Source organism: Natronorubrum texcoconense, assembly GCF_900100335.1.
GTDB lineage: Archaea > Halobacteriota > Halobacteria > Halobacteriales > Natrialbaceae > Natronorubrum > Natronorubrum texcoconense.
The window spans coordinates 61,749-78,243 of sequence record NZ_FNFE01000004.1 but is presented as its reverse complement, the minus strand read 5'-3'; the positions used below and the strand labels follow the sequence as shown (position 1 = coordinate 78,243).

17 protein-coding genes are annotated in these 16,495 nt (G+C 63.7%); 9 read left to right on the top strand and 8 right to left on the bottom strand.

The window, feature by feature from the left end; translation table 11 throughout:
* Window positions 1-2: 2 nt before the first annotated feature.
* On the bottom strand, window positions 3-641 hold the full coding sequence (locus BLT08_RS13155; protein WP_139171306.1) for a P-loop NTPase family protein: 639 nt from the start codon (window positions 639-641) through the stop codon (window positions 3-5).
* Window positions 642-700: 59 nt separating this feature from the next.
* On the opposite strand from BLT08_RS13155, the gene BLT08_RS13150 reads away from it, so the two are divergent.
* The 3 genes from BLT08_RS13150 to BLT08_RS13140 all read left to right on the top strand — a co-directional run bounded on the left by BLT08_RS13150 (window position 701) and on the right by BLT08_RS13140 (window position 2,558).
* Complete coding sequence (locus BLT08_RS13150) at window positions 701-1,339, top strand: TetR/AcrR family transcriptional regulator (RefSeq protein ID WP_090308002.1); 639 nt, start codon at window positions 701-703, stop codon at window positions 1,337-1,339.
* Between the two features lie 713 nt (window positions 1,340-2,052).
* Complete coding sequence (locus tag BLT08_RS13145) at window positions 2,053-2,235, top strand: ribbon-helix-helix domain-containing protein (RefSeq protein WP_090307998.1); 183 nt, start codon at window positions 2,053-2,055, stop codon at window positions 2,233-2,235.
* A gap of 50 nt (window positions 2,236-2,285) precedes the next feature.
* Window positions 2,286-2,558, top strand: coding sequence for a hypothetical protein (locus BLT08_RS13140; protein ID WP_090307995.1), 273 nt, complete (start codon window positions 2,286-2,288; stop codon window positions 2,556-2,558).
* A gap of 112 nt (window positions 2,559-2,670) precedes the next feature.
* On the opposite strand, the gene BLT08_RS13135 is transcribed toward BLT08_RS13140, so the two are convergent.
* Window positions 2,671-3,456 (bottom strand): 23S rRNA (uridine(2552)-2'-O)-methyltransferase, encoded by a 786-nt coding sequence (locus BLT08_RS13135; RefSeq protein WP_090307990.1) that lies wholly within the window; start codon window positions 3,454-3,456, stop codon window positions 2,671-2,673.
* A gap of 313 nt (window positions 3,457-3,769) precedes the next feature.
* Here BLT08_RS13135 and BLT08_RS13130 point away from each other — a divergent pair, with 313 nt between their 5' ends.
* The 4 genes from BLT08_RS13130 (at window position 3,770) to BLT08_RS13115 (ending at window position 7,246) form a co-directional block, all read left to right on the top strand.
* Window positions 3,770-4,015 (top strand): DUF7127 family protein, encoded by a 246-nt coding sequence (locus tag BLT08_RS13130; RefSeq protein WP_090307987.1) that lies wholly within the window; start codon window positions 3,770-3,772, stop codon window positions 4,013-4,015.
* 709 nt (window positions 4,016-4,724) lie between these two features.
* The gene (locus BLT08_RS13125) at window positions 4,725-5,801 is read left to right on the top strand and encodes a DUF354 domain-containing protein (protein ID WP_090307984.1); all 1,077 of its coding nucleotides are present in this window, start codon (window positions 4,725-4,727) and stop codon (window positions 5,799-5,801) included.
* A complete protein-coding gene (gene wecB / locus BLT08_RS13120) occupies window positions 5,801-6,910 on the top strand; it encodes a non-hydrolyzing UDP-N-acetylglucosamine 2-epimerase (RefSeq protein WP_090307981.1) in 1,110 nt (369 codons plus the stop codon). The genes BLT08_RS13125 and wecB overlap by 1 nt, the downstream gene beginning before the upstream one ends.
* 66 nt (window positions 6,911-6,976) lie before the next feature.
* Window positions 6,977-7,246, top strand: coding sequence for a hypothetical protein (locus tag BLT08_RS13115; RefSeq protein ID WP_090307976.1), 270 nt, complete (start codon window positions 6,977-6,979; stop codon window positions 7,244-7,246).
* A 131-nt stretch (window positions 7,247-7,377) separates the two neighbouring features.
* On the opposite strand, the gene BLT08_RS13110 is transcribed toward BLT08_RS13115, so the two are convergent.
* Both BLT08_RS13110 and BLT08_RS13105 read right to left on the bottom strand, forming a co-directional pair.
* Window positions 7,378-8,904 carry a glycosyltransferase family 2 protein gene (locus BLT08_RS13110; RefSeq protein ID WP_090309142.1) on the bottom strand — a complete coding sequence of 509 codons (1,527 nt, stop codon included), beginning with the start codon at window positions 8,902-8,904 and terminating at the stop codon, window positions 7,378-7,380.
* A 23-nt stretch (window positions 8,905-8,927) separates the two neighbouring features.
* Window positions 8,928-10,226, bottom strand: coding sequence for a DUF2334 domain-containing protein (locus tag BLT08_RS13105; protein WP_090307972.1), 1,299 nt, complete (start codon window positions 10,224-10,226; stop codon window positions 8,928-8,930).
* Between the two features lie 162 nt (window positions 10,227-10,388).
* Here BLT08_RS13105 and BLT08_RS13100 point away from each other — a divergent pair, with 162 nt between their 5' ends.
* The gene (locus tag BLT08_RS13100; protein WP_090307967.1) at window positions 10,389-11,312 is read left to right on the top strand and encodes a winged helix-turn-helix transcriptional regulator; all 924 of its coding nucleotides are present in this window, start codon (window positions 10,389-10,391) and stop codon (window positions 11,310-11,312) included.
* Window positions 11,313-11,454: 142 nt separating this feature from the next.
* Window positions 11,455-12,570 carry an ATP-binding response regulator gene (locus BLT08_RS13095; RefSeq protein ID WP_090307964.1) on the top strand — a complete coding sequence of 372 codons (1,116 nt, stop codon included), beginning with the start codon at window positions 11,455-11,457 and terminating at the stop codon, window positions 12,568-12,570.
* A 9-nt stretch (window positions 12,571-12,579) separates the two neighbouring features.
* On the opposite strand, the gene BLT08_RS13090 is transcribed toward BLT08_RS13095, so the two are convergent.
* Genes BLT08_RS13090 through BLT08_RS13075 form a run of 4 tightly spaced genes read right to left on the bottom strand, consistent with a single transcriptional unit; the run spans window position 12,580 to window position 16,440 of the window.
* The gene (locus tag BLT08_RS13090) at window positions 12,580-13,971 is read right to left on the bottom strand and encodes a glycosyltransferase family 2 protein (RefSeq protein ID WP_090307960.1); all 1,392 of its coding nucleotides are present in this window, start codon (window positions 13,969-13,971) and stop codon (window positions 12,580-12,582) included.
* Complete coding sequence (locus BLT08_RS13085) at window positions 13,962-15,062, bottom strand: HEAT repeat domain-containing protein (protein ID WP_090307955.1); 1,101 nt, start codon at window positions 15,060-15,062, stop codon at window positions 13,962-13,964. Before BLT08_RS13085 ends, BLT08_RS13090 begins: the two co-directional genes overlap by 10 nt.
* Window positions 15,062-15,430: a response regulator transcription factor gene (locus tag BLT08_RS13080; protein ID WP_090307950.1), complete on the bottom strand. Its 369-nt coding sequence runs from the start codon at window positions 15,428-15,430 to the stop codon at window positions 15,062-15,064. The genes BLT08_RS13085 and BLT08_RS13080 overlap by 1 nt, the downstream gene beginning before the upstream one ends.
* Window positions 15,427-16,440, bottom strand: a complete 1,014-nt coding sequence (locus BLT08_RS13075; RefSeq protein ID WP_090307948.1) for a hypothetical protein — start codon at window positions 16,438-16,440, stop codon at window positions 15,427-15,429. The genes BLT08_RS13080 and BLT08_RS13075 overlap by 4 nt, the downstream gene beginning before the upstream one ends.
* Window positions 16,441-16,495 lie beyond the last annotated feature (55 nt).

Genomic DNA, 16,495 nt, shown 5'->3' with positions numbered 1-16,495 from the left:
ACTCAGACGGTATCGTCCGTTACGTGGGCTGAAATCCACTCGTCGACTCGCGCGACCGTTTCGTCGATCGTTGCTGTAGTCGTATCGACGAGCGTAAAGTCCTCGTCGTTCGCTGCGTCCTTGAACCACTGATTGAACTCGATCTGGTCGTCGATGTCGGACTGATCCATGTCGAACTCCCCGGGGTGACGGCCGGGCGCACGAGCCTTCAGACGCCGTTCTTGTTCGTCGTCGTCACAGACCAGGACGAGGTAGTGGATCGCTGAGAAGCACTCGTGTTGTGGATGCGCCTCGATGCTCGCGGGAACACCGGTCCCGGCGCCGAATAGTACCGGCGGCCGTTTCGACTGCGCGACGTCCCGACAGAGGCGAAGCCACGTCTGGACGTACCACTCGATGTCGTCCCAGAACTCGTCCTTCCATACCACGTCCGAGTCGAGTACCACCACGTCATCACGCACTCCCCGAAGTTCACGGAGTACTGCCGACTTTCCGGTGCCACCTGCACCAGTGACCATGAGCAGCGGTTCCCGATGAATCGACTGTTCGTGCCCGCACTCCGGGCAGACGATCACGGACGCCGTCGAATCGACCGTCATATCGAGATGCACGGCACCACACCCAGGACATTCATCGAACATACCACAGATGATGGGGAGAGGATCATAACATTTATGTCTAGACTGAGTACTCACTCAGTATGGGGCGCCGAGACGGTACTGACGACACAGACCCACACGACAGCGAGATCGTCTGGGCGGTAATGCAGGCGCTCGCAAAACACGGCTACGCCGACCTCACGACCAAGAAAATCGCCGCGGAGTATTCGAGAGGCGAATCGGCGCTGTACTACCACTACGACTCGAAGGACGACCTCATCTGTGCGTTTCTCGACTCCTCACTCGATTGGTTCGACCAGGAACTCGACGCGATCGACGCAGCAGACCCGGACGAGCGACTGTTCGAAGCCTGCGAGATCCTCATCGGCAACGTTCTCGATCCAGACGACGGTGGGGAATACGCAGGACTGTACATAGCCCTCGCAGAACTGAGCGCTCATGCCCCGTACAACGAGACGTTTCGTGAACGTCTGGTGAAACAGCAGCGATCGGTGATCGAGAAACTAGCAGCCATACTCGACGACGGAATCGAGGACGGAACGTTTCGTCCCGTCGATCCCGAGGCGACGGCGGCGTTTCTCGTCGTCACCTGCGACAGCATCATCGATCACGCGGTGTTACTCGGGATGGACGACGTCGCGTCGATGATTCGAGCGCAGTTATTTGCGTTCGTTCGTTCGAATCTGCTGGCCGCGGACGGACCCGACGAACTGCGCTAACGGTCCGGTCCTGAAAAGCGTGCCATCGTTTTCCTCACAGCTATCGAAGGCGCACTCGACGCTCACTTTCCGTCCGTACCGTTTCCTTCGTGGCGTTGCGTTTTTGCCCAGTACGTGGAATATGCGCGAGAGAGAACCATGCGAATACAGCGAATCGACAGTCGAAGACGGTAGCCTGACGCCGACCGGCGTAGCGGGCGTTGATAGTCAACTACGCGATACTGCCGTCGTCGAGGGAACGATCCCCCCAATCCTGATCGATCGCTACTGGCAACATGCGTGATGGTTTTGAACCCGTTTCCGGTTGGTATTTGCATCGCGATGAACGGACAGTCGGCTGAGGAACCGGAATCTCGTTCCGGACGGGAACGAGGCGGACGATTCGAACAGCGAGGGTTGTAACGACTGAAACGGTTTGGACGCCGATCGAACTGAAAGTCACTGCACAGCTCCCGATTCGCCGATCCGCTGCGAGCAGTGTGTAAGTCGTTTCAGTTGTTACTATAGAGTCTGGCGAGGTCGGCGTTTCGTGTGGGGTAGAGTACGGATCGCAGTTTTGTTCGGTCCATCGAGACTCGGACCGCACTCGACTCGGTTACGCAGACGCCACAGTATTCCTCCGAGAATACTATGGGAGTGCAACAGCATATCACCACTTGCACAGATGAGATGGAGTGACCCGGACAAAATAATCCACAAAGAGTGACCTAACTATGCCCAAGATCAGCGTCGAAATTCCCCAGGAACTCCTCGACGATCTCGACGGCCACGTCGGTGACGACGGCAAGTTCGTCAACCGCAGCGACGCGATCCGCGCCTCGATTCGAAAGACGCTCGACATCTTAGACGAGATCGACGAGCGCCACGATCGACTCGAGGACGACGAACGCGAGTAGAAATTACCATCGGCGGAAACTATTACACGGTGGTATGCGACTGTACCCGTATGACATTACCGGCGATCGGACGAGTAGACGGCGCCGACCCGCAGACGGTCGAGTTCCCGCTCACGGCGACCACACAGCGCGCGCTCCACGAGGCGATCGGCCACTGCTACGACGAACTCGCGATCAGTCGCGAGGCGTGCGAGGACGGCGACGCCGATCTGCCTGACGACCTGTTCGCCCATCTCGAGGCGCTCTACGTCGCGACGGCAGACGAGTCGCTCTCGCAGTTCGAACTCACGTACGAACGCGCGGAGCGACGAGAACAGAAGTAACACGCAGGTCGGGTCTCCGATCCGACTCCTCGGCGCTCGCACGGACTACTGTACGTCAGTTCCGGAGCGACCGTCCCTGCAGTTCTCCGGCAAACCGATACAGCAGCCCGCCTCAGTCGTCCTCGAGCGGCTCCGCGAACCCGAAGTTCGGTTTGACGTCCTCGACGCGAACGGTGACGACGTCACCCTTCTCGGTCGACGGGACGAACAGTCGGTAGCCCTCGACGCTCGCGATGCCGTCGCCCTCGCTGCCGACGTCGACGATCTCGACCTCGAGTTCGTCGCCCGTCGCGACCGGAGCGGTGAGCCGTCCCTTCGCGATGAAGAAGATCTCGGAGGACTCCTCGCGGCTGGCTTTCGGCGACGTGACGCGAACGTACTGGAACTCCTCCTCGACGTCCGCCCGGAACTCGTCGACGTCCGGCCCCTCGAAGACCTTGACGACGAAGTTACCGCCGGTGTCGAGCAGTTCGAGGGCGGTCTCGAACGCCTGTCGCGCGAGGTACAGCGACCGAGCCTGGTCGAGCGAGTACTCGCCGGACATGTTGGGTGCCATGTCGGAGACCACGGCATCGACTTTGCCGCCTGCGGCTTCGACGACCCGTTCGCGGGTTTTCTCCTCGGTCATGTCCCCGCGGAGGGTTTCGACCTGATCGACCAGCGCCGGATCCTCCAGCTCCTTGATTCGCTGGAGGTCGACGCCGATGACGGTCCCCTGCGGACCGACCTTCTCGGCGGCGACCTGCAGCCAACCGCCGGGTGCGGCGCCGAGGTCGACGACCGTATCTCGGCCCTCGATGACGTTCTCGAGTTCGTCGAGCTGTTTGAGCTTGTACGCGGCTCGACTGCGGTATCCCTGCTGTTTCGCTCGGTTGTAGTAGTCGTCTTTTCGTGTCATAGTACGGATCTCACGCGGCACCGCGAGCGGTCCGGCCCTCGGTCAGTCGCTGACCACGAGATCGGATCGTCGGCGGTACCAGTCGGCTCGAGAGACTGGCCGACCGTGTTCGCCTCCACGTACGGGACAGACGCGGAAAGACCTGCTGAAAACGATCCGCACCACCGCGAGGCGCTCGAGCGGTTCTGTCGCCGGTATCCGTCGGAAGTGCTGGGAGTCGCCGCGGGTAGCCACTGTGAGTCGTGCGGCCAATTCAACGGGAGCCGCAGGTTCGTGCAGGTCGTTTACCGTCGCCGCTCTCGACCGAGCGAGTATGGAAACGCCACCAGCACTGAAAGCGGCGGCCAGTGATCGAGCGGAGATCACGATCACGAAACGCGAGTACGACGACGAACAGATCGTCGCGGTCGACTTCGGGCCAACCGACGGCAAGCCGTCGCTCGACATCGTAGACGGGATGGCGATCGTCGTCGTCAACGACAACCAGTTCGAGTTCGAGGTGCCAGCCGACGCGGCCGACGTGACCGTCAACGACGGTGTGCTGACGATCACGGGGTAGATCGGACTCGACGAGGTTGCCGAGGTCGTCTTCGATAGGCGTCGGACACGTACGGACTGCGTATCGTCGGTCGCAGGAAGCGAGTCCCCGCCTGTATACCTCGTGTCGTGAACGTCACGAAATCCAGCAAAAAGGGTCGCATTCCCTCGGATGCGGAACGTTACAGACAGGCCGAACGAGCACCGATGCCGGTAGCCGTGTAATGAACTCCCACAGGAAACGGGACGGGTATCGGCTCGACCGGTACCCGTTCGGTCGCGTGCACCCGCCACCGTGATGGAGTGTATCGCTCGTCGACGGGGAGCAACCGTTCCATATCACCCCCCAATGCCTCGTTTAGTGGTGCAATACAGCGGTCCGTTCGCACTCGTCGACGTTCCAACTGTAGTACTATAATTGATAATAAAGTAATTAAATCCGATAATTCATACTATCAGGATTGGAACCAATAGTGTACTATCAATCACCGGTTTTGCCGAATATCGACGGATAGTTCCAGGAGTGTATTGTGACCCATATCTGCTTCTGACGGCCCTATAGTCGAAATTATCCGATAATCGAATTCGTCCAAACTTCGGAAAACGAGTGTCACTGCGTCGAATACATTCTTTCATTCATAACTCTCATTTTGGATACGTTCACCGTTTACAACAGCCATAACAATGTGTCACGAAAGAAGGTATACGGATGGCACTAGCGGTGAGTATCAATGAAATGTTTAATCTTCAATAACACGCCGGCTCACGTCCATCAGTACAAGCACGCGGTCCAACGGCTCGAGGACCGCGGTCACGACGTCCTCGTCTTCGCCAGAAGCGACGAATTTACCGAAACGCTCCTCTCGTATCACGATCTCCCATACGAAACCTACGGCAAACGAAGCGAGTCGCTCCAGTCGCTCGCCTGGGAAATCCCGACGCATCTGTACAACATCGCCCGCCGCGTCCGGAAGTTCGACCCGGACGTCATCTTCGGTAAGGGGCCGTACGCGGCGGCCGCCGGGATGCTGTCCCGAACGCCGTCGATCGCCGTCCTGGACTCCGAGACGTCGTTCGATCACGTCGTCGCCCGCCCGTTCGTTCGGGCGATCCTGACGCCGAGCGCCTTTCGGAAGGACCTCGGGAGCAAACACTACAAGTTCTCGGGCGTCGCGGAGTCAGCCTATCTTCACCCGGACGTCTTCGAACCGGATCCCTCGATCCGGGACGATCTCGGCGTCGGGGCGGACGAGCCCTACGCCATCGTCCGGCTCAACGCGTTCAACGGCCACCACGACGTCGGAAAGAAGGGGTTCTCGCTCGAGCAGCGCCGTCGACTCCTCTCGGAACTCTCCGAGCACGCCACTATCTTCGTCTCCGACGAGGGCGGCGACCTCGACTTCGACGACCTCCCGGCGCGCCCGTTCGATCTCCATCCCGCGAAGATGCACGACGCGCTCGCGGCGGCCGACTTGCTGGTCGCGGACACCCAGACGATGGTCACCGAGGCCGCGCTGCTCGGCACGCCCGCGATCCGCTCGAACTCGTTCGTCGGCGAGGCGGACATGGGGAACTTCATCGAACTCGAGGAGGCGGGCCTGATCAGGAACCTCGAATCGTTCGACGCGGTCTTAGAGCAGTCACAGGAGCTGCTCGCGGACGACTCGACGACGGACGTCTGGGAACGACGGCGCGACGAGTACGTCGCGGATATGGACAACTTGACGGAGTTAATCTGTAACATCGCGACCTCCTACGGCGATACGCAGCCGAAACAGCCCGCTAAAACGGTCACGGGGGTGAGCTGATGCGGGTCTGTTCGATCGTCGGCGCTCGGCCCCAGTTCATCAAGGCCGCGGTCGTCTCGCGGGAGCTCCGAGCCGTCGGCGAGGAGGTGTTAGTCCACACCGGCCAGCACTACGACGAGGAGATGTCGGACGTCTTCTTCGACGAACTCGGCATCCCGGAACCGGACTTCAACCTCGGCGTGAAATCGGACACCCACGGCCGTCAGACCGCGAAGATGATCGCCGAGATCGAACCCGTCGTCGAGGAGACCGAGCCGGACGTCATCCTGCTCTACGGCGATACGAACTCGACGCTCGCGGGAGCCATCGTCGGCTCGAAGTGCGACGTGGTCGTCGCTCACGTCGAAGCAGGGCTGCGCAGTCACAACCGGGAGATGCCCGAGGAGATCAACCGGGTGCTGACGGATCACGCCTCCGATCTCTGTTTCGCGCCGAGCGAACGGGCCGTCGACGCGCTCGCGAGCGAGGGGATCACCGAGGGCGTCTACTGGACCGGCGACGTGATGTACGACAGCATTCTCGAGGTCCGCGAGCGGGTCGCAGACGGGTCTTCGGTGCTCGACGACCTCGGACTCGAGGCGGGCGAGTTCATCCTCTCGACGGTCCACCGCCAGCACAATACGGACACCCGAGCGAACCTCGAGTCGATCCTCGACGCCCTGTCGGACGCGCCGTTACCGGTCGTCTTCCCGGCCCATCCCCGAACGATCGACCGACTCGAGGAGTACGGTCTTCGGGAACGAGCAGAGGCCGAACTCGAGATCGTCGAACCGCTGGGCTACCTCGACTTCGTCCGGCTGCTCGACACCGCCGAGCGCATCGCGACGGACTCCGGCGGCGTCCAGAAGGAGGCCTTCTTCCTCGAGACGCCCTGCGTGACCATGCGGGAGGAGACGGAGTGGACGGAGACCGTCGACGCCGGCTGGAACGAACTCGTCGGCGCTGACGCCGACGCCATCCGCGAGGCGCTGCGAGGTGATCGGACGCCCGAGGAGACGCCCGAGCCCTACGGCGACGGGAGAGCCAGTCGCCGGATCGCGGATATCCTCCAACGACACGTCGACACCGCCGAGTCGGAGCTGGCGGTCGAGTCGCTGGCGTCGGACTGACGGTATCGATCGGGGGAGGCGTATTCAGGGCCTCCCCTTAGGCGAACGGTGGGCGTCGGAGTACTCATGGCCGACAGCCCCGACGTCGAACTGGTCGAGACGGAAGACGACTACATTCACGTTCGATTTCGCGACCCCGATCGCTACGACGAGATCCGAACGCCCGACTGGGCGAAGGAACCGGCCGAGTCCGTCTCCGACGGAAGCGAGGTCCGAACCGGCAAGCTCGAGGGCGAGGACGACTGGGAGGTAACCAGCGTGCTGATCGAGAAACACGTCGGCGAAGCGAAGGCCGAGGAGCAGGCCCGCGAGATCGTCGAGAAGATCGAGTCGTAAGACGGGATATCGTCGTTCGGGGTGTGCTCGAGCGACCCGACTCCCGTCGGTTGCGAACGCCGGACCGGCAGTGTTCTCGCCGAGGTGTGGACGATCAGCCATGACACGTGACGGCACGACTACCGAGCCGATCAGTCGGCTGACGGCTCCTCGGGGGTCGAGGCCGGCTGTTGTTCGATTCGCGCGGCCCGCGTCCAGCCGAGATCGCGGTCCCTGAGGACGTCGAGCAGGCACTTGAGGTTGAGCGCGTCGTGGAACTGCTTGTATCCGATCACGAGCAGCGGCGCGTACACCAGCAGTCGCCAGTCCTCGCCCTCGATCTGGATCCCCAAGGCGGCGATCAGGAAGACGATGCTCGTAAAGAAGACGAGCACCGCGAGGACGGTGAGCACGTGGCCCGATGCCACGAGCCAGCCGATGTACGCGAGCACCACGAAGCTCGCGAGCGGGAGGAAGAACATCTCGACCAGCCGGAACGGGAGCGCGATCCGGTTCAGGTAGCCGTAGGACGGATCGGTGACGACCGACCAGTGTTTGATGATGGTCATGTAGTTCCCCCGGTACCAGCGCAGCCGCTGGCTGTAGAGGTCGCGCCAGGTCGCCGGCGCCTCCGTGTAGACGCGGGCGTCGCTGACCGAGACGCGGTAGCCCGACCGGAGCACCTTCATCGTGACGTCGAAGTCCTCGGTGAGGGTGTCCGGATCGTAGGCGAAGACCTCCTCCAGAACCTCCCGACGGTAGGCGCCCAAGCAGCCGGGTACGACCATCACGATGCCGAAGTAGTCCAGCGCCCGGCGGTAGATGTTGACGCCGATGGTGTACTCCAGTTGCTGGCAGCGCGTAACCAGCGAGTTGCGGTTCCAGATCGTGACGTTGCTCGCGACGGCGCCGATCTCCTCGGCGGCGGCGAACGGCGCGACGATGTTCTTCAGGGCGTCGTAGTCGATGATACTGTCCGCGTCGACGGTGACGATCACGTCGCCGCCCGCGAATAGCAGGCCGTAGTTCAGCGCGGAGTACTTGCCGCCGTTCGCCTTGGTGACGACCGAAACCCGCTCGAACGCCGCGGCGTACGCGTTCGCCTCCGCGAACGTGCCGTCAGTGCTCCCGTCGTCGATCGCGAGGATCTCGAGTGAGTCGGTCGGGTAATCGGCATCGAGCAGCGACTGAATCGTCCGCCCGATGTACCCTTCCTCGTTGTACGCGGGGATCAGGACGGTGACGCTCGGGTACGGCGGTTCGGGCTCGTACTTCGAGCGGCCGATCTGATCGTGGAAGAACGCGATGAACGCGATGAACCAGTAGTAGATGAAGATCAAGACGACGGCACCCAGGTGAACCAGCGCGATCGGCGACGGAACGAGCCAGCCTAAGTACACGATGACGGCGACGTAGCCAACCAGGCCGACTGCCAGCGCCCGCGCGCCGAACAGGTCGCCGTACTGAGGTGCGCGCTCGACGACGTAGTACGACCATCCCAGATAGACGGTCAGCAGCCCGATGAGGAGCCCGATCGCGTACAGCGTCCCGAGAGGCATGACGTTGATGAGCAGTCCGAACGGCACCAGCGCCGAGAGGAACAGGGCGACCGACCGCCACTTGACGGCCCGAACGCCGCGCCCGATCGTCTGCCAGAACGCGACCGCGACCGCAACCATCGCCGAGACCGACTGCCCGACGCTCATCGGCTCACCTCGGCGATCGGCTCGAGGACGCGCCAGCCGTCGTCGGTCTCCTCGATCGCGCCGGTCTCGAGGCCGACCGAGAGCTGTTCGATCGTCACGAAGGCGACGTCGCCCTCGCCGTTCATGTGCTGGATCAGCGATTCGAGTTGATCGAGTCGCTCCTCGGTCGTGAAGTACTGGTAGTGGAGCATGACGACGTGGATGTCGCCGTTCGCGTGGGCTTCGTCGAACGAGTCGGTCATCGTCTCGAGGTCGTGGAACGGAACGTCGTCCCCGTCCGCGCCCGCCTCGCCGTACGCGCCCCAGTCCTCGAACGCCTGCGTCTCGGAGACGTGGGTGAGACCGCCAGCCTGGAAGACGGCTGACTCGGGGGTGTCGTAGTACTGGTCGGTGAACCACTGGCCGCCGGAGACGGTCGTGTAGTTCGCTTCGGCGAGCACCTCGACCGTCGTCGCGTCGTAGGTGTTCATCGGCGGGATGAACGTCGAGGACGGCGACTCGACGCAGTCGGCCAGCAGCGCCTCGCCGTCGGCCAGTCGCTCGCGTTGCTCCTCGCGGGGGAGGTCGCCGAACTCGCTTCCGCCGTAGAAGTCGGTCACCGACTCGTGCGTGTAGCCGTGGAGCGCCATCTCGAACTGACCGGGGGCGTCCGCCTCGAGCGATCGCAGGTACGGACAGAGATCCGGGTCGTCGGTGAGCGGGGCCTCGCCGGCCGTGTCGGGGATGATCCCGAGCGTGACCGGCACCTCCTCGTCGAGGAACACTTGATTGACCGCGCGCAGTTCGTCCTGGTTGTAATACGGCTGGATATCGTCGTTTCTGAAGACGACGATCGAATCGTACTCCTCCCAGGAGCGGTCGACTGACGCCGGTTCGGCAGGCTCGTCTTCGAGCATCGGCGTCACCGACACCGCACCGGCGATACCGGCGACGAGCACCATCACCACGAGAACGGTGCTGAAGAGCTGTCGCGCTCGCTGAGACTCGGGGACCAACCGCGCTGGCACCCAGTTCAGGTGGTCCTCGGACGACGGAAGTGTCGGGAACGTGACCGTCGGTAACGGGCCGGTGGATTCCGCGTTGGACGAGGACGACCGGTGGCCACAGTCGAGACAGCGATCGATCGTCTGGAGCGGCGATAGCTCCTCGTCGGCCGCCGACCGACCACATTTCTCGCAGCCGTCGGAAAACGCCTCGAGCGAGGCGACGTGCCCGCAGTCGTGTTCGACGATCCGATCGTCGACGAACGACCGCGAGCCGCAGTGCGGACAGGGGGTCTGGTGTACGTCGGTCATTACCTACTGGAGGAGCGGTGACCATCAGTACTGACAGCGATCTGAATGTATCCGGGGCGCGTTACCTCGAGGTTACCACCACCTCGAGACCCGTCGAGGCGTCCCGTTTATCCTCGCGGCGCTAGTACGGACACGACAGCACGAGCGAGCAAGCAGGGAACTATGACACAGACACCGAATCCGGCGCAGACGATCGCGGGCTCGATCCTCGGCACCAAGTGGAAACCGCGGTTGATCGTCGCGCTCGCGACCGAAGGCCGACTGGGGTTCGGAGAGTGCAAACGCGAACTCGAGGATATCTCGAACAAGGTGCTCTCGGATAACCTCGAGGAGCTGCGAGAACACGACGTCATCTCGCGGGACGTCGTGCAGGAACAGCCCCGTCGCGTCGAGTACGAGCTGACCGCGGCCGGCCGGGAGCTGTACACGATCCTCGAGTCGATGGCCGACTGGGACGCGACCTACGTCGTGGGAACCGGGGCACCGACGGTGTTGCTGGCCGACGACGAGCGACGACTGCTCGAGCTCTACTCGGTGTGGCTTGCAGCCGACTACGACGTCGTGACGGCCGCCGACGGCCGCGAGGCGCTGGCCCTGCTCGACGAATCGGTCGACGTCGCGATCCTCGATCGGGCGATGCCGGGCCTCTCCGGCGAGGAAATCGTGGCGGCCGTCGCGAACGCCGGCCAGCGAACGCCGGTCGCAATTCTGACCTCGAAACAGGTGTCGCCGGACGACGTCTCTATTCCGGCCGATCGGCTGTTACGAAAGCCGATCGCGAAAGCGGAGCTGATCGACGTGATCGAGGAACTGAACCGGCTCAACACCGTCGCGCCGGTCGCCCGTGACGTCGAGGCGCGCGCCCATCGGCTCGCGTTCCTCGAGACGCACCTCGGCTCGGCCGCCAAATCGACCGAGCCGTATCGACGGGCCAGAGCGGAACTGGACGCGCTCGAGACCGAACGAGCGGCGACAGCGGCGGCTCGTGAGCCGTGGCGACGGCTCCTCGAGCGCGAGGACGAGGACGGTTCCGAGGCCGAGTCGGGGTCGGAGTCGGAGTCAGCGACGGACGACGACCCGAATTAGTGTCGTTCTCGGTCTGAACTGCTGAGCGAAACGTGCAGTAGTGTTCGCTTTCGCCCGGCAGCCGACGCTCGGAAGAGGACCAGCGGTCTCTGCCGCCGAAACGGGGCCAAGCTGTTTTGAGACTCCGCGTGGTGGGGATGCTATGACGACGAGAGCGGTCGGCGGTCGGCGCGTGTTGCTCGTCGAGGACGACGATCTGCAGGCGCGGCTGTACCGAACGATGCTCCGCCAGCACACCGACTACTGGGGCGAGAGCCCGATCGACGGCTCGGACGAGCCGGCCGTCACCATCGAAACCGCCGAAACGCTCGAAGGCGGTCGGACGGCGCTCGAGGAGGCGTCCGAACCGTTCGCCCTCGTGTTGCTCGATCTGAACCTGCCGGATTCGAGCGGACTCGAGACGCTGAACGCGGTCCTCGAGGTCGTCACGGAGACGCCGGTCGTCGTGCTGACCGGCATGAACGACGCTACGATCGGCCGGGAGGCGGTCGAGCGCGGGGCACAGGACTACCTGATGAAAGAGCACGTCACGCCGCGGTTGCTGTCCCAGACCGTCGCGTACGCTATCGAACGGCGCAGTCGAACCGGCGAACTCGAGCGCCAGCGCCGGGAGCTCGCGGTGTTACACTGGCTGGTCCGCCAGGAGATCAGAGACGACGCGACCGTCGTCCTCGGGTGGGCAGCGGAGCTCGAGCCGTCCGGACCCGAGGAGGAACGAACCGTCTCGCGAATCGTCGAGGCGGGCGAACGAATCGTCGAACTCACCGAGTCCGTCGGCGCGACGGTACAGGCCCTCGAGGAGTCACAGCCGGCGCTGACGGCGGTGGATCTCAGCTTCGTCCTCGAGGAGGAGATCGAGCGGCTCGAGCGCCGGAACGATTGCGAGGTGATCCTCGACCGGCCGGACGGTGAGAGCCCGGTTCGGGCCGACCGGTTCCTCAATATCGTCGTCCGGAACCTGCTGACGAGTGCGCTTCCACCCGAGAACGGACCGGGCGGCGAGGTGAAGGTCTCCGTTCGGCGTAACCACGATGCGGACCGGGCCGTCGAACTGGCGGTGTCCGACACCGAGGCCGAACTCCCGCCGGCCGATCGCGAACGGGTCGCCGACCGCGGCCACAGCGTAAACGGCTCCGACGTCGGACTCTACCTCGTGCGGACGTTCGTCGACCGCTACGACGGTCGTCTGGAGATCGAGGAGGGTGAGAACGGCGAGTCGGGAACCACCATTCGAGTACTCCTTCGAGCCCCGACGTAACCCGAGCGATCAGTCGAATCCGACTCGAACCATCTCGCCCCACTCGGCGTTGCCGCGCAGGTACCGCACGAGCGCGATCCACGCGATCAGGGATTTCCACTGTCGGAAGGGGAAGTGCTCGAGCAAGGCGTAGCCGAGCAACGCGGCGATGTCTCTGGGGTTTCGATACCGTCGGAAACTGATCACCTCGTTCAGCACGCTCAGCCACGAGAGCAGCGTCCCGATTCCGATGGCGATCGCCAGAAAGAGGACGAAAAAAGGCGCGTTCAACACGCCGAGAATGAACGCGAGCGGAACGATGACGTACCCGAGACCCTCGATAAGCGGTCCGATCGCTTCGACGAGCAAAAAGAACGGCAGCGCGAACAGCCCGATCATGCCGTACTTTCGGCGTCCGATCATCGATCGATGGAGCCACAGCGTCTCGAGCAGCCCCTGAAACCAGCGCATCCGCTGAGCGCCGAGGACCTTCCGCGTCGTCGGCACCTCGGTCCAGACGACGGGGTAGGGGACGAACTCGATTCGGTAGTCGGTGTCGGCGTAGTGGCGGTGGAGTCGAACGATGAGCTCCATATCCTCCGTGATCGTCTCCGTCGAGTAGCCGCCGACCTCCCGGACGGCGCTCGTTCGGAAGAGCCCGAACGCCCCGGAGATGATCAGCAGGCCCCCGAGGCCGGAGAGTCCGATGCGACCGGAGAGGAACGCGCGAAGGTACTCGATGACCTGAATGTTTGCCAGCCGGTTCTTCGAGAGTCCGACGTCGGTGATAACGCCTCGAGAGGTCTCGCAGCCGTTGACCACGCGGACCGCCCCGCCCGTCGCGAGCGTTTTGGTTGGATGCCGGAGGAACGGCTCGGCGACCTCGAGCAGCGCGGTTCGTTCGACCATGCTGTCGGCGTCGATGGCGCAGAACAGCGGCTGGTCGGTGAAGAAGACGCCGGCGTTGAGCGCGTCCGCCTTCCCGCCGTTTTCCTTGTCGATCACGACGAGGTTGCGGTCGGTCGACTGATAGACGTCGTGAACCGCCTCGCAGGGGAGATCGAACGGGACCGAGGCCTCGACGCGGTCCAGATCGAAATCGTCCGTGACCGCCTCGAGCGTGCCGTCTTTCGACCCGTCGTTGACGACGATCACCTCGACGTTGGGGTACTCGATGTTGAGCAGCGAGCGAACGGAGTCGACGATGACCGCCTCCTCGTTGTACGCCGGGACGACGATGGCGATGCCCGGCAGGAACGGCGAACTGTACGGATCGTACGTGGGCTTGAACAGCCAGTTACGGATGTTCCACCGGAGGACGACGAACGAGACGAGATGGATGAAGAGATAGCTGCCGTTGACGAGGGCGAAGTAGCCCACGAAAAAGAGGCTGGCCAGCCACAGCAGGTCGGCTACGACCATCCGACGGCGGCCCTCCGTGGTGGATTGTACTCGGCTCGCGCCCACTCGATCGCCGCAGCCGCGTCCTCAGCCGGTTCGGTTTCGGGGTCGACGTCGATCGCCGACGGCAGCGCCGCACCGGCCTTGGTGAGCGTCCGCGCCGCGGTCAGCCGACAGCGCTCGTTCGGATCCGTCACGACGGCGTACTGGAGCCACTCGATCGAGGAGGTATCACCCCACCGCCCGAGCAGATCGTAACACGCCGTCCGAACCCCCGGATCTGGGTCCGAGAGCGCCCCTTCGACGTCGACGCGGGCGCGAATCTCCTGACTCCAGCCCTGTCGTTCGAACGCGGCGAGCGCGGCGGCCCGAACCTGCGGCGAATCGTGTTCGAGCAGTTCTCCGAGCCACTCGAGGAGGTCGGATCGGCGCTCGAGGCGGCAGTGTGCGAGCACGAGCAGCGACTGCAACAGCAGTTCCTCGTCCCACCACTCGCCGTCGACGATGAGCTTCGACGTCAGCGCCGAGGCATCGACCCGATTGAGTCGGTACAGCGTATCGAGACCGAACACTGACAGCCGCTCGTCGTTACGAAAGCAGAGCAGCGACGTCCCGTCGTCCGCGGCGGTCTCGCCCTCGCAAACGAGGAGCAGCCGTGCAGCGGCCGCACGCGTCGTGGAGTGGTCGAGACAGGTCGTACGCAGCCGATCGGTCGACACCGGTCGCTCGAGCAGGCTCAACCAGATGAGCCCGCGGAGTCGCCGCGTGAGTCGCCACGAATCGAGCGAGCGATCCGCCCGGTCGTCGATGCTCGCCGCGGCAGCGAGCGACAGCAATTGTTGGCGTTCGTAGCCGCGAAGCCGGCGGAGGTACTGGGAGACCACGTCCCGGATAACGTACCGCTCGAGTCGGGAGTGGCTCTCGTACCAGCCGGCCCAGTCGGGGTCGGGTTGCTCGAGACGGACGAACAGTTCCGGCATCAGTTCCGCACGAATCGCCTCGCGGCGCTGGTCGAGCCAGAAGCGGATCACCGAGAGGAAGAGGGTGACCGCGGCGACGAGGAGACAGATGGCGAAGACGACGACGGCCGCGACGAGCAGTGTCGACACCATCAGAGGAGTCGGTTGAGTCTGGCGACCACTTCCGAGGGGCTGAACGGTTTCACGATGTAGTCGTCGGCTCCGAGGTCGAACCCCTGGATGACGTCGTCCTCGAGCCCCCGGCCGGTGATGAGGATCACCGGCATTCCGTCGTACCGGTCCGTTCGCTGGAGTCGACGCAGTACGCCGAAGCCGTCGGTGCCGGGGAGCATGACGTCGAGCAACATCGCGTCCGGAAGCTCGTCGGCCTCCTCGAGATACGCCCAGCAGTCGTCGCCGTCGTCGATCACGGTAACTTCGTAGTCCGCGATTTCGAGCCGGTAAGAGAGGATCTCCGAGATCTGTTCGTCGTCCTCGACGACGAGTATGTGTCCGCTCATGATTCGGCCTCTGGATCGATCGCGAGGAGTATCTCGCCGGCCAGTCCGTGGGCGGTGACCGACCGACGAACGAAGCGTTGGGAGCCACAGACCGGCAGCCAGTCGTCGGCCTTCGGCGTGGGACCGACGACGACGACGGGGACCGGAAGCGACGTCTCCGGCGTCCGCAACGAACGGAGCGTCGCGTCGTCGATCGTATCGACGCCGTCGGCGGAGAGGAAGACACAATCGATCCCGTCCCGATCCGCGTGCGACCGGAGTTCTGCGACCGACACGGTGTCGACCGCACAGCCGACCGCCTCGAGCGTCTCCGCCATCGAACGGCCCTCGGCCGCGTCGTCGTCCACCGTCGCGACAACTACTCGAGGCTCGTCGTCAGGATCGAAGTGGATCGACGCGAGAACGTCCGCGACCATCTCCGTCGACGCCCGCGGCGAGAGCAGTCCCGAGACGCCGAGAACCGGCGCCGGAATCGACTCGTCGTCGACGACCGAGAGCAACGCGATCGACGTCCCCGCCTCGAGTCGATCGAACAGGGCCGTGAGGCTCTCGATCGACGGCTCCGGGAAGGCGCGCCAGTCGAGGACGACGTGTCGGGCCGCGTCGGCCCCCTCGGCCGACGATCGAACGTCGTCGACGCTCGAGACGACCGTCGGTTCGTATCCCGACTGCTCGAGTTGGTCGACGAGAACGTCGGCGAACGGGCCCGACTCGAGGACGAGGTCTATCGACGCCGATCGGTCGGGATCGTCGACGCTCGGCGTGGGTGCGGCCACGTCGCCGTCCGCGTCGGGCTCCAGCGCCGGCTCGACCGTCTCTGGGTCGTGAGCGACGAGTGACGAGAGTTCGTTCGACGCGGCGAGGATCGTCTCGACGGACTCGCGCTGGTCAACCGTCAGCGAGCCGTCGGGGTCTTCGAGCATGGTTTCAGCGGTCGCGTGAACCACGGCCAGTCTGCGGCGGAGTTCGTACTGAAACGCCGCCTCGGCGTCGGTCGGTTCGGAGGTCACGGATGGTCGTATTAACAGTGCCCGTTCCTATAAATCAACACCCCGAAGCAAGGCG